18 protein-coding genes are annotated in these 25,461 nt (G+C 47.7%); 8 read left to right on the top strand and 10 right to left on the bottom strand.

The features are described 5' to 3' along the window. Positions 1-234: 234 nt before the first annotated feature. The 3 genes from NEPTK9_RS02510 to tkt form a co-directional block, all read right to left on the bottom strand. Positions 235-3,153, bottom strand: coding sequence for an alpha/beta hydrolase family protein (locus NEPTK9_RS02510; protein WP_194847256.1), 2,919 nt, complete (start codon positions 3,151-3,153; stop codon positions 235-237). A gap of 145 nt (positions 3,154-3,298) precedes the next feature. Continuing rightward, entirely contained in the window at positions 3,299-4,315 is a 1,017-nt protein-coding gene (hemE, locus tag NEPTK9_RS02515; RefSeq protein ID WP_228546989.1) for a uroporphyrinogen decarboxylase, read from the bottom strand. Continuing rightward, the gene (gene tkt / locus NEPTK9_RS02520) at positions 4,284-6,275 is read right to left on the bottom strand and encodes a transketolase (protein WP_228546987.1); all 1,992 of its coding nucleotides are present in this window, start codon (positions 6,273-6,275) and stop codon (positions 4,284-4,286) included. Before tkt ends, hemE begins: the two co-directional genes overlap by 32 nt. 81 nt (positions 6,276-6,356) lie before the next feature. Between tkt and alaS the strand changes: the two genes are divergently transcribed. Continuing rightward, positions 6,357-8,984 carry an alanine--tRNA ligase gene (alaS, locus tag NEPTK9_RS02525; protein WP_194847259.1) on the top strand — a complete coding sequence of 876 codons (2,628 nt, stop codon included), beginning with the start codon at positions 6,357-6,359 and terminating at the stop codon, positions 8,982-8,984. A gap of 461 nt (positions 8,985-9,445) precedes the next feature. Further along, positions 9,446-12,604, top strand: a complete 3,159-nt coding sequence (gene mfd / locus NEPTK9_RS02530; protein WP_194847260.1) for a transcription-repair coupling factor — start codon at positions 9,446-9,448, stop codon at positions 12,602-12,604. Here mfd and NEPTK9_RS02535 read toward each other — a convergent pair. From NEPTK9_RS02535 to NEPTK9_RS02550, 4 genes are read right to left on the bottom strand one after another with little or no spacing between them, the layout of a single operon-like run. After that, positions 12,564-13,334, bottom strand: a complete 771-nt coding sequence (locus tag NEPTK9_RS02535; RefSeq protein WP_194847261.1) for a hypothetical protein — start codon at positions 13,332-13,334, stop codon at positions 12,564-12,566. The two genes, mfd and NEPTK9_RS02535, sit on opposite strands and share 41 nt — an antisense overlap. 49 nt (positions 13,335-13,383) lie before the next feature. Then, complete coding sequence (locus NEPTK9_RS02540) at positions 13,384-13,950, bottom strand: thioredoxin family protein (RefSeq protein WP_194847262.1); 567 nt, start codon at positions 13,948-13,950, stop codon at positions 13,384-13,386. Between the two features lie 13 nt (positions 13,951-13,963). After that, positions 13,964-15,325: a sodium-dependent transporter gene (locus tag NEPTK9_RS02545; protein WP_194847263.1), complete on the bottom strand. Its 1,362-nt coding sequence runs from the start codon at positions 15,323-15,325 to the stop codon at positions 13,964-13,966. Then, positions 15,326-16,705: a sodium-dependent transporter gene (locus NEPTK9_RS02550; protein WP_194847264.1), complete on the bottom strand. Its 1,380-nt coding sequence runs from the start codon at positions 16,703-16,705 to the stop codon at positions 15,326-15,328. A 187-nt stretch (positions 16,706-16,892) separates the two neighbouring features. Here NEPTK9_RS02550 and NEPTK9_RS02555 point away from each other — a divergent pair, with 187 nt between their 5' ends. The 4 genes from NEPTK9_RS02555 (at position 16,893) to epmA (ending at position 19,607) form a co-directional block, all read left to right on the top strand. Then, positions 16,893-17,582 carry a hypothetical protein gene (locus NEPTK9_RS02555; RefSeq protein WP_194847265.1) on the top strand — a complete coding sequence of 230 codons (690 nt, stop codon included), beginning with the start codon at positions 16,893-16,895 and terminating at the stop codon, positions 17,580-17,582. A 15-nt stretch (positions 17,583-17,597) separates the two neighbouring features. After that, the gene (locus NEPTK9_RS02560; protein WP_194847266.1) at positions 17,598-17,945 is read left to right on the top strand and encodes a hypothetical protein; all 348 of its coding nucleotides are present in this window, start codon (positions 17,598-17,600) and stop codon (positions 17,943-17,945) included. A 77-nt stretch (positions 17,946-18,022) separates the two neighbouring features. Continuing rightward, entirely contained in the window at positions 18,023-18,595 is a 573-nt protein-coding gene (gene efp, locus NEPTK9_RS02565; protein ID WP_194847267.1) for an elongation factor P, read from the top strand. Between the two features lie 139 nt (positions 18,596-18,734). Then, entirely contained in the window at positions 18,735-19,607 is an 873-nt protein-coding gene (gene epmA / locus NEPTK9_RS02570) for an EF-P lysine aminoacylase EpmA (protein WP_194847268.1), read from the top strand. A gap of 200 nt (positions 19,608-19,807) precedes the next feature. On the opposite strand, the gene NEPTK9_RS02575 is transcribed toward epmA, so the two are convergent. From NEPTK9_RS02575 to nqrF, 3 genes are all read right to left on the bottom strand, one after another. Beyond that, on the bottom strand, positions 19,808-19,996 hold the full coding sequence (locus tag NEPTK9_RS02575; protein ID WP_194847269.1) for a LapA family protein: 189 nt from the start codon (positions 19,994-19,996) through the stop codon (positions 19,808-19,810). A 234-nt stretch (positions 19,997-20,230) separates the two neighbouring features. Then, complete coding sequence (locus NEPTK9_RS02580; RefSeq protein WP_194847270.1) at positions 20,231-21,871, bottom strand: NAD+ synthase; 1,641 nt, start codon at positions 21,869-21,871, stop codon at positions 20,231-20,233. 2 nt (positions 21,872-21,873) lie between these two features. Continuing rightward, positions 21,874-23,154: an NADH:ubiquinone reductase (Na(+)-transporting) subunit F gene (gene nqrF, locus NEPTK9_RS02585; RefSeq protein ID WP_194847271.1), complete on the bottom strand. Its 1,281-nt coding sequence runs from the start codon at positions 23,152-23,154 to the stop codon at positions 21,874-21,876. A gap of 78 nt (positions 23,155-23,232) precedes the next feature. Between nqrF and NEPTK9_RS02590 the strand changes: the two genes are divergently transcribed. Further along, positions 23,233-24,606 carry a sodium-dependent transporter gene (locus NEPTK9_RS02590; protein WP_194847272.1) on the top strand — a complete coding sequence of 458 codons (1,374 nt, stop codon included), beginning with the start codon at positions 23,233-23,235 and terminating at the stop codon, positions 24,604-24,606. Between the two features lie 281 nt (positions 24,607-24,887). After that, positions 24,888-25,358 (top strand): AAA family ATPase, encoded by a 471-nt coding sequence (locus tag NEPTK9_RS02595; RefSeq protein WP_194847273.1) that lies wholly within the window; start codon positions 24,888-24,890, stop codon positions 25,356-25,358. Positions 25,359-25,461 lie beyond the last annotated feature (103 nt).

A 25,461-nucleotide genomic window follows, 5' to 3' on the forward strand; every position in this document is an offset into this window, starting at 1 on the left:
TAATCAAAAAAAATGCCCTGTATTGAGAAATCCATACTTTAACTTTTTTCCTGCTAATGACTATTAACACGTCCTTGCAGCAAGCTGCAGAGCATATGGCCGGAGCTCATAGACTCTGCGGTCTATCGCAGGGGCTGTGGAAGCTCTCTCTCTCTGCAGGATGGCCACTTAATCTCTTCATGTAAGAGTTCCAGTCGTGCCAAACCAAGAGAGCCAAGCTAGCTGGTAATCCCCCTAACCATTAGTAATTTCTTTCAGTAGTTTTTTTGCTCGCTCAATTCTATAAGCATCTTCTGGTGTGATTCTTCTCCTGCCTTCAAAGAAGCTAATCGCAGACCTTAAATCTTTTTCTCCCTTTTTTAGGGCATCTTTATCCCAGTCAGGGCTCATTTTGCTTACTTTGAACCGTGCAAGTGCTCTCAGGTAAAGCAAGATAGGATGCGCGCTATGAGTCTTTAAACCTTTGCTAAAGTGCTCTAGGGCTTTTATAAAGTAGATTGCTGCTTTTTCTTTGTTAATATCTATATAAAGATCGCCTTGCTCAAGCTCTATTAGCCCTAAGAAATGCAGCGCTGTAGGGTTATAGCGAACATGGTCTTCCTGGCTGGACTTCCGACCATTTTGAATGCACGCAGTAGCTTTTTCTAGCTCTTTTTGGTATTCATCTTTAGATATTTTTTTTAGTCGAAATTTAGATTGAGCATTTAGAAAAATGGCCCTTCCATAATCTCTTATAACGGCAAAGCTAACCGGGTTAATCTCATATGCCTGTTCATGAAATCTTAAAGCCTCAGCTTGCTTTTCTGCGCTCACCTTTAAATCAGGATTTTCGATGTCACTAGCTAACCACTCTCCCCAATCATTGAGCAGTGCACCTAAATTACTGTAAGGAGTAGAGTCCCCTTGATAGTACTTAAGAGCCTCCTCATAGCGCTTCATTGATTCTGCAAGATGGGTTTCACCTTTATCCCACTGAGCACGTGATATCTTAGCTCTTAAGCTACAGATTCGAGAAAAAAGAATAGGGAAATTAAGGAAAGAAAACGTAGTGTACTGAGATGCCCAGTCTTTAAACTCTGAAAGTTTATCAAATGCTTCTCCTGCAAACTTAGCAGCTTCATCATACCTGATCATTTTATGGTTCTTCAAAGCTTTATTCATCAAAAGAGCTACTTCTAGCTGATATTTTTGATTTTCTAATTGGGTTAAGAAACGCTTCACATCTTTCTGAGCTCCTAAGGAGGGCTTAGAATCTTTAGAAAACTCTGATATCCGCCTCTTTAGTTGTCTATTTTCTTGCAAGAACTGCTCAACTCGTATGCTATCTTTCTCGTGCTGATTGATACCCGATTCATCAGCTCTAAAATAAAGATAAAGGCGTTGAACAGGTCCCATTGCAGTGATATCCATAAGGGTCTTTAAAGCATCTTGTTGGTTGCTAAGTTGCGACCTAAATTCCTGAAGAAATGGTACTTCGATAGTACGCTGACGCATTTCTTGGAAAAGGGTGGGAAATTGAACATATGTTATAAGCTCGGGGTACGCTTCTAGAAGAAGGCTTACTTGTCTTCTGAGTTCATAAGCATCCTTAATTTCAGAAGAAGAATCATCGATCCTCACCTCTATTTTCTGATTCTCTTGAATGATCTGGAGCTCAGAAAGAGGCTTAAAAGTGCCTTTTTCTATACCTAACTCTTTTTCACATTTACTCAAAATATTGGGTTCATATTTTTGGATTTCATTAAGTTCTAACAGAAAAGCTTGCGCTTCAGGGGTAAAATGGGAAATTCTCATGACTGAAGGGTCATACTCTTTAATGCGGAAATGTGCCCGATTCCGTAACCAAAAAACATTCCGATCATTGAAATCCATAGTTTCAGGCTGAAAATCATTTTTGGGCTTAGCAAAATTAAAAAACTGCTTTAGTTCATTTTGAATCTTCGCATATGATAAGCATGGCCAGCTATCTGCACGGCGGGTACGCTCTTTTAAGGGGTGCCCCTTAGGGGTATCAAAAACTCTGGCTTGGAGTTTCCTGTCGTGCGCATCAAGTGTGAACTTTAAATAAGATATATACTTTGCCGCAAACGAGAAGGTAACATCTGGTCTGATGTGGAAAACCTCTCCTTCATGCTCGTGACACGTGTTTACTAAATTGGGGTAGGAAACAAAACTTGAAAAGTCTAAATTTGTTAAAGAGATCCGATTACTGCGGTCGCGATAGGCAACCTGTTGAATCATACGAGAACTACCTGGATTATCTAAGGTAGCTGCAAATAAGTTTTTTTCCCCCTCTTCAGCAATAAGATGATAAGAAGACACTTGAGCAAGCCATCCCCCTAAAGAATGGCCTACGAACCCTATAGATTGGCATCCTTGGTTCTTTAGAGCTTTTAGAGCTGCTTTTGAGAACTCAAGAGCACTATTTTGCTGATCTCCCACTCGATTCCCAAATATTTCAAAGAGATCCGCTTTACCAAGATCCCTATATAGTTCTTGAACAGCTTTAAAAGAGTTAAAAGCAAATTCCGTTCCACGATGCCCAATAATCCCAAACCGTTGCTCCTTGTTAATAAAGGCGGTCCCATAATAACTATCGTCATGGCGATCATCCCAATAAATAGGCTGATTTTTTTCTTTTAAAATTTCCCAGCCAGCGGGCAGCATTTTATTTTTCTCTATTTCTTCAGGGCTTTCGTATGCCAAATTAGAAAAAATAGCGCATTCCCCATAAGAGGGTCTATCTCTATAGGCTTTTTTATTCTTTTCTAGCTGCCTGCCTAACGCTAAATACAAATCAGGAAACTGTTTTTGAATGGCAGTTCCCCATTGTATTCTAAGCAGCCCTTTTCCCTCGTTAGAAAGCTTCATCCAGTCTAAAAGCGCGCTTAAGCTATTTTTATCGATCTTAATCCTCTTTGAAGAAAGGTCAAGGACTCGGCTTGTCTCTTGAAACCCCTGCGCTCCAAATGGGAATGATGGGGCAGAGGAATAGCACCTTTTAGAAAAGCTCCAAAAATCAGAGTATTTTCTATCAGTTTTTTGGTACTTAGACTGAGAGATACCTAAATCTAGGCTCCCTATTTGCTTAATCCCTTGAGACAAGAAAAGTTGTTCTAGCTGACGCGAAACGTTTGAAAAGAAAATTGCCATTTTGACCACCTACTGGTTAATAGATTCAAAAGAACTGTCATTGTGAATTTTTTTTGATTTTTTGTAAATAAAAAAAATTATGCTTGTGGCATAGAAGCTCCTTGATAATTTTGCATACAGAAGCAACCAAGTATAGACGTTTTTATCAAGAAAGCTTGAAAGCCTTAATCGTATCGACAAAGGTACGAACATGGTCGACAGGAATGTCAGGGAGCACACCGTGCCCTAGGTTAGCGATAAAGCCAGGATCGCCTGCCATGGAGGTGAGGAGCTTTTTTGTTTCTCGCTCAATAACTGCAGGGGGCGCATAGAGGAGCTCGGGATCGAGGTTTCCCTGGACCGCAATGGTCGAGGGAACGCGCTGACGGATTTCATGGAGGGGATAGGTCCAGTCAAAACTAATCGCAGAGGGTTTTAAGGAAACAAACTCGGGGATAAAGTGGGAAGTTGCGCGGGAAAAAAGGATGAGGGGAGTATTGGGAAAGGCATCGACGATTTGCTTGAGGTAGAGCTGGGCAAAACGGCAAAATTCGGCGCGTGAAAGGAGGTTGGCCCATGAGTCAAAGATCTGGAGGGCATCGACCCCAGCATCGACCTGCATTTGGAGGTAGGCGATGCTTTGATCGGTAATCATCTGCAGAAGCTCAGCAGCGCTTTCGGGATCGGAATAGAGCCACTTTTTCACCTTCTTGCCGGTGAGGTAGGTCATCACGGTGAAGGGGCCACCACAAAAACCGATGAGGGGCTGGGAAATGTCTTGCTTAAGAAGGTGGATGCCTTCTTTGACGAAGGAGAGGGTTTCTTCAACAGGACGGGGATGGACCTGAAGGAGGTCATCCGCGGTTTCGATCAGGGGCGTGCAGACGGGTCCCCCTTTTCCAGGAAAGGAGACGTCGACCCCAAGCGTTAAGGGAATGTGTAAGATGTCGGCAAAAAGGATCGCAGCATCGACACCGATGATATCAAGGGGCTGCTTAGTAATTTCAAAGATGAGTTCAGGGATGCGGAACATCTCTTCGAGGGTGTGTTTTTTTCGGATGGCTTGGTATTCGGGAAGGTAGCGCCCCGCTTGTCGCATGATCCAGACAGGGGGGCGCCCTCTGTTTTTACAGGCAAGGGCGCTTAAAAAGCTATGCTGAGAGGAGACGGTTGAGGATGGCATCAACGGTAAATCCTAGTTCATTTGCAATGTCGCTCATTGGCGCCGAGAGTCCAAACTCGTCGATCGCAATGGCTATTCCTTTTTCACCGATAAAGCGGCTCCACCCAAAGCTTACACCCGCTTCGATCGAAACGCGCTGACCAAGATCCCCTCCCACAACGCTCTCTTTGTAACTCTCTTCTTGGAGGCTAAAGAGCTCCCAACAGGGAAGGGAAACAACCCGCACCCGCTTCCCCTGCTTTTCAAGGGCTGCTGCCACATCCATTGCAAGAGAAACCTCTGAACCGGTGGCAAAGAGACAATAATCACACTTTCCACTCTCTTTTTTGAGGATGTATCCTCCACGCCCCACTCCTTCGTTAAAGGGGCGAGCGGTCTCATTTAAGGTGGGGAGGTTTTGCCGGGTGAGGACAAGGGCAGTCGGATAGGGATAATTCAGTGCTGCCAGCCACGCCCCCTTCACCTCATTGGCATCGCACGGGCGAATGACATGGAGGTTGGGCATCGCGCGAAGAGCGGCAAGGTGTTCAACAGGTTGGTGGGTCGGCCCATCCTCTCCAAGAAACACCGAGTCATGGGTAAATTGGTAAATCACGTGGTACCCCGAAAGGCACGCCAGTCGGAGGGCATTGCGCAAATAATCGGAAAAGGTAAAGAACGTTCCTACATAAGGGAGGATCATATGGGTCTGAAACAGGCCCGAAGCAACCGTTGCCATCCCAAACTCTCGAATTCCATACTTGATGTTCCGCCCTTTAAAGTCGTTTTGGGCAATGAGGGGATAGCTTTTCATCATGGTGCAGTCAGACCCTGAAAGGTCGGCCGATCCTCCATAGAGGAAGGGAAGCTCACTTCCTAAAACTTGGAGCACCTCTTGCGACGCCTTTCGTCCCGAAATGGGGTTCGGAAACTCAATTTTGTTCAGGGTTTCTTCTAAGTTAGTCGGAATGGTTCGCTCTTGCATCAACTCGAACTCTTTAGCAAGGTCGGGGTGGCCCCCTTGCCAAGTTTTGAAGTGTTTTTTCCACTCCTCTTCTAACGTTACCTGCTTTTCTTGTCTCTCTTTGAAAAAGGCTTTCACCGACTCAGGAATATAAAACTCTTCTTCGGGAAGGCCTAAAGCTTCTTTGGTCACTTTCACCTCATCGGGACCGAGAGGGGAACCGTGCGCTTTCGAAGTCCCAGCCTTATTCGGCGATCCCTTTCCAATCACGGTATGACAGGCAATATAGACCGGGCGGGTTTGGTTTTCGCGGATATGGGACATCACTTGATCAATCGAATCGAGATCGTTTCCATCCATCTTCAAGGTTTCAAAACCATAGGCGCGGTAGCGGGCTGCCACATCCTCTGAAGAGGATTGGTCAAGGGTTCCATCAAGGGTAATTTTATTGGCGTCATGGATCAGAACAAAGTTATCGAGGCAGAGGTGACCGGCTAAAGAGCTTACCTCATTCGACACCCCTTCCATCAAGCATCCATCGCCTGCTAGGCAAACCACCTTGGCATCTAAAATCTGATGCTCTTCTTCATTAAATTTTTGCTCGAGGATTTTGAGGCCAAGCGCTTGTCCAATCGCATTCCCCACCCCTTGTCCGAGTGGACCGGTTGTTGCCTCGACTCCAGGGGTTTCATGATACTCGGGATGACCGGGGGTTTTCGAATGAAGTTGCCGAAAATTTTTAATGTCTTCTAGGGAAAGATCAAACCCTGCTAAGTGTAAGCAAGAGTAGAGCCACATCGACCCATGGCCGGCAGAAAGAACCATCCGGTCTCGGTTGATCCAATCGGGGTTGTTGGGGTTATAGCGGAGAAGATGGCCGTAGAGGTAGGCCCCTAATTCGGCACATCCCATTGGCAGGCCGGGGTGACCTGAGTTCGCCTTTTGGACCGCTTCAAACGAAAGTTGACGGATCGTATTGGCTGTTTTCTCTAATATCTCTTTCAGTTCGCTTTCCATAGGAAGAATTCCTTGCATTTCTCGATTCAATACCTTATTTTTATGTATAAACTATATAGTTATCAAGGAAAAATTGTTGCCATGCTATCACAAGAGATCCGAAAAAAGTTCTTAAACTACTTTAAAGAAAAAGGACACGCCCTCGTCCCCTCCTCCCCAACCGTCCCCCATGACGATCCCACCCTCCTCTTCATCAATGCGGGAATGAACCAGTTTAAAGACGCCTTTTTAGGGAAGGCCGAACGGGACTATAACAAGGCTACCTCCTCACAAAAATGTATCCGCGTTGGAGGAAAACATAACGACCTCGACAACGTCGGCCACACCTCCCGCCACATGACTTTCTTCGAAATGCTCGGTAACTTTTCTTTCGGCGACTACTTTAAAAAAGAGGCGATCGAGTTTGCCTGGCACGTTTCGACTGAAATCTTCGAGTATGATCCCGACAGGATTTGGGTCTCTGTCTTTGAAACCGACGATGAAGCTTACGAGCTTTGGAAGCCCTACATCAATAAAAAGCGGATCATCCGCCTCGGCGAAGATGAAAACTTTTGGTCGATGGGTGATACCGGTCCTTGCGGCCCTTGCACCGAGCTCCTCTACGACCGTGGAGAAAAATTTGGCTCCGCAAAGAGTCCTCTCGAAGACAAAACAGGAGAGCGCTACCCCGAATATTGGAACCTCGTCTTCATGGAATTTAACAGGGACGAACGGGGGGGAATGCTCCCCCTCCCGAAACAATGTGTTGACACCGGCGCCGGTCTTGAGCGGGTCGTCTCCTTCAAAATGGGAGCCGACAACGTTTTTCAATCAGACATCTTAGCCGCCCTTATCGAGCGGACAGAAGAGCTTTCGGGGAAAAAGTATGACCCAAGCGACACCCACCTTGCCCCTGCCTTCCATGTCATCGCCGACCATATCCGCGCCCTCTCCTTTGCGATTGCTGATGGGGCGCAGCCGAGCAATGTCGATCGAGGTTACGTCCTCCGAAAAATCCTCCGCCGCGCCGTCCGCTATGGCCGCCTTCTTGGGTTTAACCAGCCCTTTTTAGCCGACGTTTTCCCCCGCCTTGTTGAGGTGATGGGTGACGATTACCACGAGCTCAAGTCTGCCTCTACCCAAACGCAAGAAATCCTCACCATCGAAGAAGAGGGTTTCCTCCGCACCCTCCGCCGCGGTGGCAATATCTTAAATACGATTATCGAAAAGGCCTCGGCAAGTTCCCGCAAAGAAATCAGTGGTGCAGACGCTTTTAAGCTGAAAGACACCTATGGCTTTCCCCTAGAAGAAATCCTTCTCATCGCAAAAGATGGGGAGCTCACCGTCAACCTCGATACCTACGAGCTGCTAGAAAAAGAGGCCCGCGAGCGCTCTAAGCAGGCCCATACCTCCCACAAACAGGTCGCTGAAACCTCCCTCTTCGAAACCTTTCTGGAACATCACGGCACCTCCGAATTTGTCGGCTACGACGAGGAAGAGGCCGAAGGGACGATTAAAGGGCTCATCGTGGCTGGCCAGTCGGTTGAGACGATGAAGGAAGGAGAAGAGGGACTCGTCATCCTCGACGCCACCCCTTTCTATGCCGAAAAAGGGGGACAGATCGGAGATACCGGTCTCCTTTCCCATAAAGAGGCGCAGTTTACCGTCCAAAACTGTCAAACCCCCTACGGAGGGATCATTGCCCACCACGGAATGTTAAAAAAGGGAACCCTGATCGTCGGCGAGCCCGTCGTTGCCAAGGTTGACCAAGGGCGGCGCTCAGCCATCAGAAAACACCACACCGCTACTCACCTTCTCCACTGGGCCCTCCAAGAGGTTCTTGGCTCCCACATCCGGCAAGCAGGCTCCCTCGTTGAACCTCAACGCCTCCGCTTTGACTTCAACCACCACAAGGGGCTCACCACAGAAGAGCTCCGTGAGGTAGAGAAAAGGGTGAACGAAAAAATCTGGAAAAACACCCCCCTAAAAACCTACGAGCTCACCCTTGAAGAGGTTCAAAAGCATCCCGAAATCAAACAGTTTTTCGGCGAAAAGTATGGGAAAAAGGTCCGCGTTGTCGATATCGACTATTCGAAAGAGCTTTGCGGCGGCACCCACGTCGAGAATGTGGGAGAAGTGGGCTACTTCCGGATCGCTAAGGAAGGAAGCATCGCCAAAGGGGTGAGACGGATCGAGGCGGTTCTCGGCGCTGAAGCGGAAAAGCTACGCTACGCCTTAGAAGACCAAATGGGAACGATCGCCGACTCCCTCAAAGCGAACTTCCCTAAAGTGGGAGAAGCGGTCCGCTCTCTTATCGAAGAAAACGCTACCCTTAAGGAAAAGGCTGTAGCGGCCCGCAAAAAGGAGCTCTCCTCTCTAGCCCAAACCTTAATGACCAAGGTAACAAAGGTGGGGGAAATTCCCCTTCTGGCCGCAGCGGTCGAGGTCGATAAAAAAGAGCTTCCCGATCTAGGAAATGCCCTCCTTACTCAGATGGGTTCGGGAGTGGTCCTCCTCTCAGCGACTGAGGAAGAGCGGTGTCAGCTCCTTCTCAAGGTCTCCCCCGATCTCGTCGAAAAAGGGATCCATGCCAACACGTTGATTAAGGAAGTTGCCCCTTGCATTGAAGGATCGGGCGGAGGCAAAAAAGATGCCGCCCAAGCAGGCGGCAAAAAGCCTCAAGGAGTGGTTGCTGCCTTCGAAAAGCTCGAAGAGCTCCTTAACGGTTAATAGCGGACAGCTCACCGCATGGCTTTTATTCGCCTTCGGCTCCGAAGCCATGTCAGTTCGCTGGAAAGTTTTTTTCAAGAAGACCTCGTTCATTTTTTGCCAAATAGCAAGACTCTTTTTAGGATGAACAAGACCCTTATATTTTGGTAAAATGTTACCTCAACATGCTGTATTTTGAACCATGCCGATTTTTGCAAATTTTGCCGTTTGATGAAAACTCACATGCCCTTTAGGGTAGGGTGTTTGCGTCAAACGGCAAAATTTATGAAAAGAACCGAAAAGCGATCACCAGTAATTTTGCAATTGGCTCTATAGGCAAAAAAAAGTGCAGTTCAAGCTGGAGGGAAAACCTTAACCCTTGAACGGGCAAGGAAAAAAGAAACTTGAACTGCACGAATAGATAATCATACAAAACTGCTCTTTTTTTGCATAGTTTTTTCAAATCTGTTATCCTCTTCTCTATGCTGGAAAGTTTTGCAAAGTTTCCCTCTATTCAAGCCATCAGTGAAGCTGCAAATGGCCATTCCCTTCTGTTTGAAGGGCTATGGGATAGTCCCAAGGCTATTCTTGCCCTCCTCCTTTACCAAAAGACAGGTAAAAATATTTTGGTCATTACAGGAGGAGAACGGGAAACCCGCCTCTTCGATGACCTAGAATTTTTTGCAAAAGGAGCCCTCTCCTTCCCGGCATGGGAACTCCTTCCAGGCGAAGAGATTGCTCCAAGCCCCGATATCGTGGGGAAACGGCTTGAGATTTTGCACACCCTTCTCAAAGATAAAAAGCCGCAGATTGTCTTGACCCCACTCCAAGGAATTTTGCAGAAGGTCTCGGACAAGGCGCTCCTTGAGGAAAAGATGCTCGAGGTAAAAAAAGGGGATGAGATGCCCTTCGACCTCCTTCCAGAGTTTTTGGTCGATTTGGGGTATCGACGAGAGACGGTCGCTGCCGACAAGGGGCAGTTCGCCATCCGTGGGGGAATTGTTGATGTCTTTCCTCTATCGAGCTTTGATCCCTACCGGATCGACTTTTTTGGCGATGAAATCGACACGATCCGGACCTATGACCCGATCTCCCAAAAATCGACAGGGAAGGTGGAGAATATCCTCATTCCTCCAGCGGATGAATTTGCCCTTTTAAAGAAGGGAACCACCACCCTCCTTGACTATTTAGATGAGCCGGTGGTAATTTTTGATGATCTTTTAGCCATTGAAGATCGGTATGTCTCTTTAAAAGACCTTCCGGGGGCCCGCTCTACCTATTTTCTTTCTTTTGCCGACCTTTTTAAGGAGACCGAAAAACTCAAGCGGATCTTTTGTACCGAGCGTCCTTTAGAAGAGCTGAGCGAAGAGACTGCTTCCCATAAGGGGAAGGTGAAGTTTGAGATTTTCGACCAGGCGATCGAAGCGGTCCGGGTTCCCCATGCTTTTGCACGGGTCGAAGGGATCGATACAGCAGGAGAGGTCACCTTTGTGGCTGCATCGGAAGCAGAGGAAAATGCCTTTAGAAAACTCCTTCCCGATGAGGCTTCCTTTGAACGGGGGTACTTGTCAAGCGGCTTTACATTGCTCGATGGCCCCTTTACCCTTTTGCCCTATACCGAGGTGACAAAGCGACATAAAGTATCTCGCCAAAAGTGGCGGAATACCTACCACACCCCCGCCTCCGAGTTCCACGCCCTTGAAAAGGGAGACCTTGTCGTCCACTTCCATAACGGAATTGGAAAGTTTTGTGGGGTGGAAAAACAGAAAAACCACCGGGGCAATGAGGAGGAGTTTCTCCTGATCGAATATGCCAATAGTGGCCGCCTCTATGTTCCCCTCTCGCAGTCCCACCTGGTGAGCCGTTACATCGGCTCGAAGGAGGACATCCCCACTCTAAACACGCTCGGAACAAAGAAGTGGCAGCAGGCCAAGGTAAAGGCGCAAAATGCGATCATCGGCTATGCCAAAGATCTCCTCCAAATGCAGGCGGAAAGGGAGGCGCGAGGCGGTTTTACCTTCCCGAAGGGCTCGGATGATCTCTTTTTATTCGAAGAAGAGTTTCCTTTCGTGGAGACCCAAGACCAACTCGATGCGATCCAAGCGATCAAGGAAGATATGGAGTCGAACAAGGCGATGGACCGCCTCGTGTGTGGGGATGTTGGCTATGGGAAGACCGAGGTGGCGATGCGCGCCGCATTTAAGGCCGCCTACGATGGAAAAAAGCAGGTCGCCGTCCTCGTTCCGACAACAGTCCTGGCCATGCAACACTACGAAACCTTTAAGGCGCGGATGGCCGACTTCCCTGTGACGATTGGGGTCGCCTCCCGCTTTGTCAAGCCCAAAGAAGTGAAACAAACGCTTGAGGGAGTGGCACGAGGAACGGTCGATATTTTGATTGGGACCCACCGGATCATCAGCCAAGATGTGAAGTTCCGTGACCTGGGGCTCATTATTATTGATGAAGAGCAGCGGTTTGGAGTGCGCGCTAAAGAACACTTAAAAAAGGCAAAGGTCGGGGTCGATTGTTTAACCCTATCGGCAACCCCGATTCCCCGCACGTTGTATGGCTCTTTGATCGGCGCGCGCGACATGTCGGTAATCAATACCCCTCCCCAAGATCGCCTTCCGATTAAAACGATCCTTGCCGAGCGGGATGATGAGCTGATCAAAAATGCTCTTCTTCGGGAGATGGCCCGCGATGGGCAGGTCTACTTCATCCACAACCGGGTCGAAACGATCCATAAAGTGGCCGACCATATTCGAACCCTTGTTCCTAATGCGCGGGTGATCGTTGGACATGGGCAGATGACCCCTGATGAGATCGATATGATCTTCCACCAGTTTAAAGAAGGTGAGGCCGATATCCTCGTCGCAACCACCATTGTGGAAAATGGGATCGACATCCCCAATGCGAACACCATCTTGATCGACCGCGCTGATGCCTTTGGGATGGCTGCCCTTTACCAGCTCCGTGGGCGGGTCGGACGGTGGAACCGCCCTGCTTATGCCTACTTCCTCGTCCCCAAAAACCGGACCCTTCAAGAGGTCTCGACCAAGCGGCTCCAAGCCCTTGTGGAAACCTCAGGCTTCGGCGGAGGGATGAAGCTTGCGATGCGCGACCTTGAAATCCGAGGCGCTGGAGATATCCTTGGTGTCAAACAGTCGGGGAATGTGGCAGCGATTGGATTCCACTTCTACTGCAAACTCTTAAAACGAACGATCGACACCTTTAAGAAAGAACTTTCCCCCACCTTCTTTGAAACACGTCTGGAGTTTTCCTACGATGCAAACCTCCCCTCTTCTTACATCGAAGAGACCCACCTCCGGATGGAGCTTTACCACCGCTTGGGAGAAACAACCAATAACGGCGAGGTCGATGCCCTTTTTGAAGAATTGGTCGACCGATTCGGCCCTTTGCCTCCGCAGGCGAAGTGGCTTTACCACCTCAACCGGATCCGAATCTTTGCCAGCCAAGAAAGGTTCACCCTTCTCAAGTTTGAAAAGGTCCTTCTCCATGCCAAACGGCAAATGGGGAAAAAGCTGGTGGAGAAAAAGATCTTCTTACCGACTCAAAAAGATCCCGAAGAGTTTGAGTTCATTATAATTGGACTGCTGAAGAGAGACTTTGATATCCTTTAGCCTTAAGCTTCTCATTGAAAAAGCTAAGATTTTTAAGAAGCTGCTTGGCCTTGGGAATGCCTAGAGTGGCAAGCTGTTTGAACTTTCGTAATTTTACATCCAGCTCTTCTTGCTCAGCCTCGCCCTGAATCACCTCAATATGAAGGTCCAAAATATCAGATAGCCACGCATCTCGCTCTCTGACAGGATGGAGCCAAGTTCCCTTGTAAGCATCGATCGACTTCCCTTGCCTGCGTACAATATCACCGGCATGTCCCGTTGCTTGCTGGCGGAGATAGTCAAGCTCACGGTTTCCATAGTGATCTTTTGCAAAGTTTAAGTATTGGGGAAAGCCAGGAAACTTTTCGAGAAGTTTGCGTGTCTTCATCATCGTATCTGTTTCTAATCCTTCGAACATTTCGACATACGCTTCAAGAGGGAGCTTCGAATCATAGAGTTTACTAAAATCTTTACTTTTTAATGCATTGAATAGCTCAAAAACCATGTCTCCGATCCGAGCCCACTTGCGTTCATCAGCTCTATAGTCACTATAACTGTTAGCATTAATCCTGAGCTCCCGCTTTCCAAAGTGCCACAGAGCATCATCTTCAAAATTTTTCCTGTCACTAAGGATTATTTTAAAGTCCCCTCCCTTCTGAATATCTGCTAGAAGGTCGCTGCAATGCTTTTGAATTGCTGTTACAGCTCCTTGAAGCTGTCTAGGATAAGAACTAATACAGTTGTTGGACATAATTTTCGTTCCACTTCTTATTTGATGCCATCGATTTTAACAGAAATCATTAATTGACTGCAAGAATCCATTTGATATTGCACCCCATACTCGGCTGCTGGTCGGGCGTGACCGGGTTTCCCATGAGAAGACAATCGAGTGCTTCTGCTAAATCTTTTCCTGTTACTGGGTTGCGATTTCCCGGTCGAGAATCGTCAAATTGTCCTCGGTAGGCGCATTTGAGTTTCCCATCGAAGACGAAGAAATCGGGGGTACAGGTGGCTTGGTAGGCGCGGGCCACCTCCTGGGTCTCATCGAAGAGGTAAGGAAAAGGAAAGTCGAGCTTTTCAGCAAGTTTCTCCATCTCCTCCGGCCCATCTTCGGAGTAGGCGGTTACATCATTGGAGTTAATCGCCACAAAGGAGATCCCTTTCGGGATATAGTCTCTTGCAAGGGCGATGAGCATCTCTTGGAGATGTTTAACATAAGGGCAATGATTGCAAATAAACATCACGACGGTGGCAATGTCCGACCGGATCTCTTCTAAAGAGACCTTTTTTCCGCTGCGCGGATCGAGTAAATGAAAGTAAGGAGCAGAACGTCCTAATGGAACCATTTTAGAAGGAGTGAGGACCATGGTGACCTCCAGGTCAAAAGTTTATTACCCCACTTTTTTGCAGGATAATTAAAAAAATTGTCAAGGGAATGATCCATTTCATGAAAAAATGCCATCCCTGATAAAACCGCTGCCACCTTTTTCCTAAAGGGAACTCCTCAGAAGCAATTTCTCGTTTCAAACCCCACCCGATAAAAAGAGAGGTCAAAAGGCCACCAATGGGAATGATCCAAGTCGAAACAATTCCATCGATCGTCATGAGAAAATTTTCCCCATAGACCGTTTCCCATCGGGGGAAAAACTCTCCAGAAAATGATAAGGCACTCGGAATCCCAAAGAGAAATGTTCCCGCAGCCACACAAAGGGTTGCCCGTCTTCTTGGCCAGTTTGCCAGCTCCATAATGTTCGTTGCTACCACCTCAATAAAGGGGATCGCGGAGGTTAGAGCCGTAAAAACAAAGAGGGTGAAAAAGACCGTTGAGATGACGAGCGCTCCGGGGAGCTGCGCAAAGAGATAGGGAAGGGTTTTAAAGATCAGTCCCGCCCCTTGCTGCGGCGCAAACCCAAAGGTAAAGATCACTGGGAAGATGGTCATCGCAGCGAGCGTGGCCACTAAGATCACCGATCCCCCAACCACAAAGGCCATCTGCGGGATATTTTCCTCTTTCCGCATGTAGCTGCCGTAGCTGATCATGATCCCCTGCCCCAAACTGAGCGTAAAAAATGCGAGGCCAAGAGCCTCTAGCGCACTCGAAAAGCTAAACTCTGAGAAGTCGGGGTAAAAAATAAAGTGGGCGGCTTCTCCAAAACCATCGAGGGTCATGCTGTAAAAAAAGAGAACCAAGAGGATCGCAAAAAGAGCGCGGGTCATGATCTTTGACCAGTACTCGATTCCCTTGCGGACACCTGTCAGGACAATGCTCATCGTGATCAGCGTAAAGAGAAGGTGCCAAAAGAGTGTGATGCTTCCCGATCTAGAAAGCGTCTCAAAGGTCCCCGAAATCTTTTCGACCGGGATATTTTGATAAAAGCCGCTTAGCGACATTAAAATATAGCTCATTCCCCAGCCAGCAATGACACTATAAAACGACATGATTAAAAACGACGAAAGGACGCCGAACCACCCCGCCGCCTTCCACTGCGGCCTTTTAGGAGCCAAGGTTCCAAAAGCGCCAACCGCAGCCCGCTGACTCCGCCGTCCCAAAAGGAGCTCTCCAATCAAAACGGGGATTCCAATCACCAATACACAAAGGAAGTAGGTAAAGAGGAAAAGGCCACCCCCATTTTCCCCAACGGTGTAAGGGAACTTCCAGAGAACGCCCAAGCCAACAGCCGAACCAACCGCTGCTAAAACAAAGCCGAGACGCGAGCCCCAATGTTCCCTAACCTGCGTCATCTAAGCCCCCATCAATCGGTTAAAATCATACAGACCACTTTTCTGAATAATGATCACAACGATCGTTAAAGGGACGATCCACTTGATAAAGAAACGCCACGGGTAGTAAAGAGCTGGAATTTTTGTCCCAAAAACAAACTCCTCCCGTAGCACCTTTTTATCCATCACCCAGCCCACAAAAAGAGCACTTAAAAGGCCCCCGACAGGGATCACCCAAATCGAGACGAGGCTATCGATCGTCTTTAAAAAGTTCATTCCATAAATGGCTGGCCAGTCAGGAAAGACCATTCCGCTCCCCGCAAAAGCGCTTGGGATGCCAAAAGTAAAGGTCGCTGCTCCCACCATGAGCGCCGCTTTTTTCCGCGAGACATTTTTTAGCTCCATGATGTTTGTGGCCACCACCTCAATCAGAGGGATCGCAGAGGTAAGCGCCGTAAACACAAAGAGGGTAAAGAACATCGTGCTCAGGACTAAAGAGCCAGGGAGTTTTGCAAAAAGGTAGGGAAGGGTTTGAAAAATCAATCCCGGTCCTGCCTTAGGAGGAAGGTTAAACGTAAAGACCACTGGGAAAATCACAAGAGCAGCCAAAACCGCCACCACAATGACCGAAAAAGCGACAATGCCACTCATCTGGAGGATGCTTTCGGTCCGTTTCATGTAGCTTCCATAACTGATCATGATCCCCTGGCCAATGCTAAGCGTCCAAAACGCAAGACCTAGGGCTTCGATCAAGCTCGACAGCTTAAAGTTAGTCGCATTCGGGTGAAAAATAAACTCAACAGCCCGACCAAAACCATCCAAAGTCATCGTATAGCAAAAGAGGAGGACCAAAAGGACGAGCAAAATTTTCGTCATGATCTTTGCCCACTTCTCGATTCCTTTGCGCACCCCAGAAAGAACGATGGCTGTCGTGATCAAGGTAAACAAAAAGTGCCAGAAAAGAGAGATATCGCCCGAAGAAACAAGGGCCCCATAAGCAGCAGCCACCTCCTCTCCACTTAAGCTTTGATAAAAACCATTGAGCGACATCAAGATGTAGCTCATCCCCCAGCCAGCAATCACGCTATAAAAGGACATGATCAAAAACGAGGCCAATACACCGAACCACCCCGTCACCTTCCAAACGCCCCCCTTCCGGTCGTGGTGCTCGTAGGCGCCCACAGCCGCCCGCTGGCTACTCCGGCCCAAAATCAGTTCTGCGATGAAGATCGGAACCCCCACAACGACCAGGCAAATGAGGTAAGAAAGGAGGAAAAGGCCGCCCCCATTTTCCCCAACCGTGTAGGGAAATTTCCATAGGATACCGAGACCGATGGCAGAGCCGATGGCTGCCATCAGAAATCCAATCCGTCCTGTCCAGTGTTCTCTAAGTTGATTCATTGACTACTTGTACGCGTTCATGGGGTTTAATCCATGAGCACGTACGATTGTTTTTCGAGTAAGGGTACCCCAAAAAACAAAAGGTGTCAAACCTTACGCGAAAGAGACCAGAAAATTTTTCTTTACAAGATGTTTAAATATTTAGTACATTTTTATTAGAAACTTAATCGGCATAGGAGTAAAAATTATGGTTGGCGCAAAAGAGATAACCTCTACCCTCAAAACATCTACCAGTTTCGTTGCAACGATCACCGATCCAGAAAAGCTAAAAAAAGGTTTAGCCCACTTTCTAACTGTTACCTTTCTCGCCAACTCTATTTGGCTGGTTGTCCGATCTACAAAAAAGAGCCCTAACTACTTTCAAGCATCCCTTTCCTTTGTAGCAGCTTTGTGCTTTGGCATTCTCCGAACAGCCCTTGTCCACCAATCAATCGATGCCACACTCCAAACGCTCACTGAAGCCACCAAAACCGCACTACAACTTAACGAACAGAAGGCAAAAGAGCTTGAAATACTAAAGAGCACTGTTAAAACATTAGAGGAAATCAAGACCTCTGGTGGTGAGCAGCTTAAAGATAGAGCAGAACAAATTAAAAAAGCCGATGCGCAATTAAAAACGCTCGAAATACAAACGAGTGCACAGCAAGAAATTCTAAAGCAAATCGAAGCTGCGACCAAAAATGTTGTTAATGAAACAAGTAGAGGGATCAAAAGAATGTCAAGCGCTTCATCTCTTGTAATAAGCCACGAAAAAGGCAACCTTGATGTAGACAGTATTGTAGAGCTCATTTCCACATTAAAAAAGCCTGCTCTAACTAGTCTTTATCAAAAGATGGCGGTTCAACCAATTAGCATACCTTCTTCATCAATTTTATAAATAAAGGAAAAAATCATGGCAGCTTTATTCAACTTTACCGGTGTAATCGGAAACTGGGCTTATGAAAAATTTCTGCGCAACAGCGTAGAGCTTGTCATTAACCAAACGACCTATGACAATGACCAGTTTAAACCACTCGGCCCGATAATTGGGGTCACCTTAGTTGCTGTCCCTGTGTTCAAGTTCTGTAACTACATCTATGGCAAATCCTTCTGCCGCTCACTTCGAACAGAACTCAAATTCATCACCAATGTGGCCATTGGAACGATTGTTTTCAATGTCTATAACATGGCAATCAATGGGCTGATAGAGTCTAAGAAGCAAGACGAGTCATCTAATAATGCCTCTTCTTCGACTGATTGACAATTAGAGCTCTTATAGGCATAATGTTTCCAATACCCTCGAGCTTGGCCTCCTGGGTAATAACTTAAGGAATTTGCATGGCTCAAGTTGGAACAAATGAATTTAAAACGGGGATGAAGGTCGAGCTTGACCGAGAGCCCTACACAATCGTCGGCGTCGAGTTCGTCAAGCCGGGAAAAGGGCAAGCCTTTACCCGGACGAAGCTCAAGCATCTCATGACGGGACGTGTCATCGAAAAAACGTTTAAGTCGGGTGAAAAGTTTGAGCTTGCCGATGTGGAAGAGACCCAGATGCGGATGCTCTACAAAGAGGGCGACAGCATCGTCTTCATGCACGACACCACTTATGAGCAGATCAACGTTCCCCTAACGGTCGTCGATGATAAAGAGCCTTATATGATGGATGACACGGTCTACGACCTGGTCTTCTACAAGGGCAATGTGGTCGATGTCACCCCTCCTACCTTCCTCAACATGACAATCGTCGAAACTGACCCAGGCGACCGGGGCAACACCGCTTCAGGGCGGGTCCTCAAGCCGGCAAAGACCGACACTGGCGCCTCAATCCAGGTTCCCATCTTCATCGAAGAGGGAGAGCTGGTCAAAGTAGATACCCGCACTGGCGAGTATGTCTCCCGCGTTAAAGATTAGACTTCATGGTAAGCAAGGTTTTTATTCATCTTTGACTCCTCTTTTAACCGCTCTTTGTCCTCCAAAAATTTCGCCTTGTCTTAATGGACAATGTTCTCAATTTCAGGAGAACAAATATCGCTAAAATAGGAGCACAAATATGAGCAAAACCCTTACTCACCATAAACTTCGGGCAAAGGCTCTTCAAAAGGTCCGCTCTTTTTTTGCTGACCACGCTGTCCTCGAAGTGGACACGAACCTCCTCTCCCCTTATGGATCGGTCGATGCTCACATCGACCTTTTCGAGGTGGCAGGCGGGGGCTACCTCCACTCCTCCCCCGAGTATGAGATGAAAAAACTTCTCTCCAAGGGAAGTGGCGATATCTACCAGCTTAGCCATGTCTACCGGAAAGAAGAAGTGGGCCCCCTCCACCGCCCCGAGTTTACCATGATCGAATGGTACCGGGTGGGAACAACCCTCACTTCTTTCCTAGAGGAAAACCTTGCTCTCCTTGCCCTTTTTCTCGGAGATGTTCCTTATGAAATTCTCTCCTACCGGGAGGCCTTTGAAAAGCACTTGGGGGTTCCTTACGATGCTCCTGCGGAGAAGTTACGCGTGATCGCAAAAGAAAAGGGGATCGAACTTGAAGGGCTGAATGAAATTTGGGGATGTCTGATCGAGCCCCACCTCGGGCAAGGGAAAGTATCGATCATCACCCCTTATCCAAAGGAGCAAGTAGCCTTAGCGCAAACAACCCACATCGATGGAGAAGAAGTTGCCGAGCGGTTCGAGTTTTACTTTAAGGGGATCGAGCTGGGGAACGGCTACCACGAACTAGGCGACCCAGTGGAGCAAAAAAAGCGTCTTGTCATGGCCAACGAAGAGAGGAAAGCCCTTGGGAAAAAGCCTCTCCCTATCGACCCGAAGTTTATCGAAGCGCTAGAGCACGGACTCCCCGACTGCTATGGAATCGCTTTGGGGTTTGACAGGCTCCTAATGCTTCAAGAAGGGAAAACATTTATAGGGAGTTAGGGAAAAGAAGATCCCCTTAGCGACCCATCATAGATCCAATATTACTAGGTTCTGTTGAGAAATTTAGGGCTAAGGGATTCAGAGGAGGTTTTCTTGAAACTTGCGATTTTTTTGCCGAATGTAAATAGTCGGGCGCTATTTTTGAGGCAAAAAAATCGCAAGTTTCTGAAAAGATCCCTGAAGACCTAGCAATAAATTTCTCAACAGAATCTAACTTTAGAATATACGCGGTTAACCTCTTTTTCAAGGACATCGATCTTCTTATCTAGTGCTTTGATTTCCCCTTTGAGTTCTTTTCTCAGTCCATCTAGACGATTCATAAGAAAGATGAAAAAGGCTCCAAACCCAAGAAAGATTGCTAAAATTTCTGGCCAGTTTATTGAAGACATTTGTAGAGTTTTCCTTCATTTCTCACCCGTATTGTATCCCACAGAGTTAAGAAAAGCAATCTCTTGCAAGTAACTAGAGGGTGTCGTCAAGAAATGCTCAATAAAGAAGCTCTTGCTATGAGGAAAGTTCAAGGCGTCCGATGCAGGAAGCCCAAATCGGGCTTTCGAAGGAGGACAACGCCGAAATTTTCCATAGGAAGGGCTTAAGGATTGATCAGTTCTTGACGACATCCTCTAAAGCCATTTTTGAACGATGGGGTAACGGCGGCCGACGCCAAACGACTTTTTCGAGACGCGGAGGATCGGAGGCCCTTGCCGTCTTTTATACTCGGCAAGGTGGATTTTTTGGATGAGCTCCAGAACCTCTTCCCGGGGGATCTGATGCTTCTCGGAGATCTCATCGATCGAGAGATAGTCTTCGACGTAACCTTCGAGAACGTTATCGACAACGCCATATTCGGGAAGGGAATCGAGGTCCATTTGGTCGGGGCGGAGTTCTGCAGAGGGAGGCCTGTCGAGGATCGAGTTCAAGATCACCTCTTTTTTTTCGAGGGCATTGATGTGGCGGCATAGATCGTAAACTTTGGTTTTGGTGACGTCGCCGATCACTCCCAGCCCTCCACACATGTCGCCATAAAGGGTGGAGTACCCTAAGGCAACCTCACTTTTATTTCCGGTACTTAGAACGATATAGCCATGTTTATTTGAAAGGGCCATGAGGATGATCCCCCGAATCCTTGCCTGTAGATTCTCTTCGGCAATATCGGGCTTTTTTCCCTGAAAATGGGGCTCTAAAAGGTGGGTGAATGCATCGAAGGGCTCTTTAATCGGAATTTCTAAAAAGTCGATCCCTAAATTTTTGGCAAGGGTCACTGCGTCGCTTTGGCTCCCGATTGAGGTGTATTTTGAGGGCATGCTCACCCCAAGAACATTTTCGGGGCCGAGGGCACGGGCAGCGATATAGGCGACAAGGGCCGAGTCGATCCCTCCTGAAAGGCCAAGAAGAGCTTTTGAAAAACCACACTTTGCAAAGTAGTCTTTGACCCCCAGCTCTAACGCTCTTAAGAGGGTTGTCATCGTCTCATATTCAAAAGGGACGGGGCAAAGCTCTGCCTCGAGATCGACAACCATGGCATCTTCTTCAAACCCTTTTGCAAGTTGGCATAGCTCTCCTTTTTCGTTGACGTAGACGCTATACCCATCAAAGATAATCTGCCCATTGGCTCCCACTTGGCAACACATCACCACGGGACACTGTAAGGTTTTGGCCGCTTTGCCGCAGACGTTGACGCGGATGTCTGGCTTTTGAAACTGATAGGGAGAGGCGGAGATGTTTAGGAGTACTTCAGGCTTATGTTCGACAAGGGCTTCAACGGGATCTCTTCCATATTGGGTGTAGCCCACATAGCCAGCATGTTGCCAAATGTCTTCACAAATGATGAGGCCAACCCGCTTCCCTCCAATCTCCCAGATCTGGGTTTTCTTTCCTGGCTCAAAGTAGCGCCGTTCTTCAAAAACATCATAGGTGGGAAGGAGCCATTTATCTTGAAACCCTAAAAGGTGGCCATCGTTAATGACCGCTGCACTATTGAGAAGATGTTTTTCTCCTTCGCCGAGGTTCCTCCGGACAAGCCCAACAATGGCGGCGATCCCTTTGGACCCTTTGATGATCCGCTCAAGGTGGAGCTCCATCGAGTCAAGGAAGGTATTATGATAGACAAGGTCTTCGGGAGGATAACCGCAGAGGGTCAGCTCTCCAAACATGACAAGGTCTACCCCTCTTTTTCTCCCTTCTTCAAGGCTCGCTAAGATCTTGGCGGTATTTCCATCAAGATCCCCTACAATTGGATTCAGTTGCACAACTAAGATTTTCACATTTAACTCCCAAAGTCATCTAATACTATATTCTCTCTTGGAACGCCATAGTCATCAAGTAATTTCATCACAATACTGTTATGAAGAGGAGGGCCGCAGACAAAATAGTAGGCACTTTCTGGCTCTTCCATCTTTTTTAACTGCCCCTCTTCAAACGCTTTAAAGAGATAGTTTGTTTTGAGAGGATCGGCCTTGGGCCACCCGCCCTGAAAATCTTCTTCGGTCGGCTCAGAAAGGACTAAACGGTAGGTAAAGTTAGGGTGGTTTTTGTTGAGCTCTTCATAATCTTCTTGGTAGATGTTTTCTTTTAAAGAGCGAGCTCCATACCATAGAGTCACAATCCGCTGGGTCTTTTGGGTTTTAAAAAGATCCATGATGTGACTCCGCCCAAAAGAGGATCCAGCCCCACCGATTAAGAAGACAATCTCTTCGTCCCCTTTGATCATATGGGACTCTCCATAAGGGCCTGAAAGCCTGACCCCATCTCCTTCGCTCAACCCAAAGGTGTAGGCAGAGCAAATCCCCCACGGAATATCGGGGGCAATCTTCCCCCTAATAAAAGGAGGGGTCGCAATCCGGATGTTAAACTTCAAAATGTTCCCCTCTTCGGGATAAGAGGCCATCGAATAGGCACGGATCACCTCATCGCCCCCTTCCTCAAACTCAATCTCATGGTCAAACAGATCAAAATGCTCCCAGTCTTCATAGTACTCCTCATCCATTGTCTCCCTCCATGAGGTTGTATTGGTTTGATAGCTAGGAACATGAAACTGCAGATAGTCTCCTGGCCGATACTCAAACCCCTCCGAAGGAGGAATCTCGATCACAAGTTCCTTGATGAAGGTGGCCACGTTCCGGTTGGAAAGAACCTTCCCCTCAAACTCTTTGAGCGTTAAAAGGTTTTCAGGGAGTTTAATCTTCAGGTCCTGCTTCACTTTGCACTGACATGACAGGCGCCACCCTTCCCCCAGCTCTTTAGCTGTAAAGGTCGCCTTATCCGTCTCTAAGACCTCTCCGCCCCCCTCGACCACCCGCACCCGACACTGCTTGCATGTCGCTTTCCCTCCACAAGGAGAGGGAACCGCAATTCCCTGTTCGGTCAAGGCTGCCAGGAGGGTTTTTCCCCCTTCGACCTCTTTGGTAAGGCTCTCATCTTCATTAATTTCAATTTTGCAGGGGGCGGTACTCACGAGCCGCTTCTTGGTGTAGAGAATCATCGCTGCAAGAAGAGCTCCTACAGAGGAAAAGGCAACAACCGCAACACTACTGACGATAAAATTCACTTAAGATTCCCCCTCATTTTCTCTCTACCATGGTTCTCCTTCTTGTCGCAAATAAAAAAAAAGCATACCATAACCCGTATGCAAAGAGAACATTGGGCATCCCATTTTGGTTTTATCATGGCCGCTGCCGGTTCAGCGATTGGACTTGGAAGTTTGTGGCGTTTTCCATACGTGGCAGGAGACAATGGAGGAGGGGCCTTTGTCCTTCTCTATGTGATCTTTACCTTCTGCTTGGGAGTCCCGATCTTTATCGGAGAGCTCGCTATCGGACGGAAAGGGCAGCACAGCCCCATCTTCGCCTATGAAGCGCTCTCAAAAAAGGGCAGTAACTGGCGCCTTTTAGGATATCTCAACCTCTTAACCAGTTTTGTGATTCTCTCCTTCTATTGTGTGGTGGCAGGGTGGTGTCTTAACTACGCCCTGATGTCGCTTAACCAGTTTACGGTGGGGAAAACCCCCGAAGAAATCCGCGCCGTTTTCGATGCCGTCTATGCCTCGCCAGGGCTCAACCTCTTCTGGCTCTTAATCTTTATCCTTCTCAATGTGGGAGTGGTCTATACCGGCATCCGGAAAGGGATCGAGCACTGGAGCAAAATCCTCACCCCCGCCCTGCTTGTGATCTTGATCGCCCTTTTCATCTATGGGACCACCCTTCCAGGATTTGGCGATGCGGTGAAGTTTATCTTCTACCCCGACTTTTCCAAACTCACCCCCTCCGTCATTCTCAACTCGCTGGGGATGGCCTTCTTTACCCTGAGCGTCGGGATGGGGATTATCGTCACTTATGGAAGTTACCTGACACCCACCGAAAACCTCCCCAAAACCGCCTCGATCGTCGCCCTCATGACCCTCCTTGTTTCCCTGATAGCAGCCCTCATGATTTTCCCGATCGTCTTCACCTTTAACTTCCCTCCCGAAGGAGGGCCCGGCCTCATCTTCCAAACGATGCCCGTCCTCTTCTCCAAGCTTCCCGGAAGTCTCGTCATCTCGACCGTCTTCTTTCTCCTCTTTGTCTTCACCGCCCTCACCTCTTCGATCTCCCTCCTTGAAGTGCTCGTTGCCAACCTCATGGAGCTCTTCTCCTGGAAAAGGCACCGCGCCGTCATCATCTCTTCTTCTGCCGTCTTTCTCTTTGGGATCCCCTCTGCCCTTGCAGGGTCAAGCGCCCTTTTTCCCAACTGGGAAACCGTCTATGGGAAAAACTTCTTCGATACGATGAACTATATTTCAGCAAGTTGGATGACCCCCGTTGCCGCCCTCCTAACGACCTTTTTCATCGGTTTTGTGATGAAAAAAAAGGAGACCCGCGAAGAGTTTCTTCAAGGAGGGGCCCTCCGCACCCTTTTTGGTCCCTGGCTTTTTATTATTCGGTACATTGCCCCGATCGTTGTGATCCTGATTATCCTCGAGCAAGGGGGCGTGGTTCACCTTGGAAAACTCTTAACTCCTTAATATCACAAAAATCAGAAAACAGGATTTCGTGATATGAAAAAAATTTATTGGCAGAGGGGGAGAGCTCCACTTTCTAAAAGAGCTTTTAAAGGCTCAGAGTGCAAGTCTAGTGCTCTTTCAATCCTAAAATTAAGGATAAATTGGTTGAGATTTTTTTTGGCTGGTAAAGTGTGGAGATCGAATCTAAACTTTTATAAGTTTGTGAGATCGAACACGAAGCCAGCCGGGAAAAGATAAATCAAGATATCCTAATTCTTAGGGTTGACAGAGCACTAGTAGTCATGCGAGGAAGGCGACGCATTGGTAAAAGTCGCCTAATCGAAGAGTTTGGATCGGGGATGACGACCCATTTCTTTGTTGGCCTTCCCCCGACTCCAGGGACTACTGCCCAGAGTCAAAGAGATGAGTTTGCCCGCCAAATGGTCCGAGAGCTTAATATTCCCTCACCTAAAAGCGATGATTGGGGAGACCTATTTTTGTCTCTTTCCAGCCACACCGACAAAGGGCGAATCCTTCTTGTCCTTGATGAGATTTCATGGATCGGCTCAAAAGACTCCGACTTCCTTGGAAAGCTTAAAAATGCCTGGGGCCTCCACTTTACAAAAAACCCCAAACTGATTCTTGTCATCTGTGGTTCTGTTTCAAGCTGGATCGAAAAAAACATCTTAACCTCAGTTTCGGGTTTAGTTTGCTTAGCTCCAGAGGGAGTTTTGCTTAAATTTTCTTCTTTTTGCTCGAAGGTAAGGGTCTAAATGGCCCTTTCCGAGATCAAAAAGGAGAAAAGAAAGCTAAAATCCCCTGAGGCTGAGTGAAATAAACTCGAAACTGAGGTTCTTAAGCAGCTCCGGCTTCGTC

Origin of the sequence: Candidatus Neptunochlamydia vexilliferae (assembly GCF_015356785.1) — a bacterium.
GTDB classification, from domain to species: Bacteria; Chlamydiota; Chlamydiia; order Chlamydiales; family Simkaniaceae; genus Neptunichlamydia; species Neptunichlamydia vexilliferae.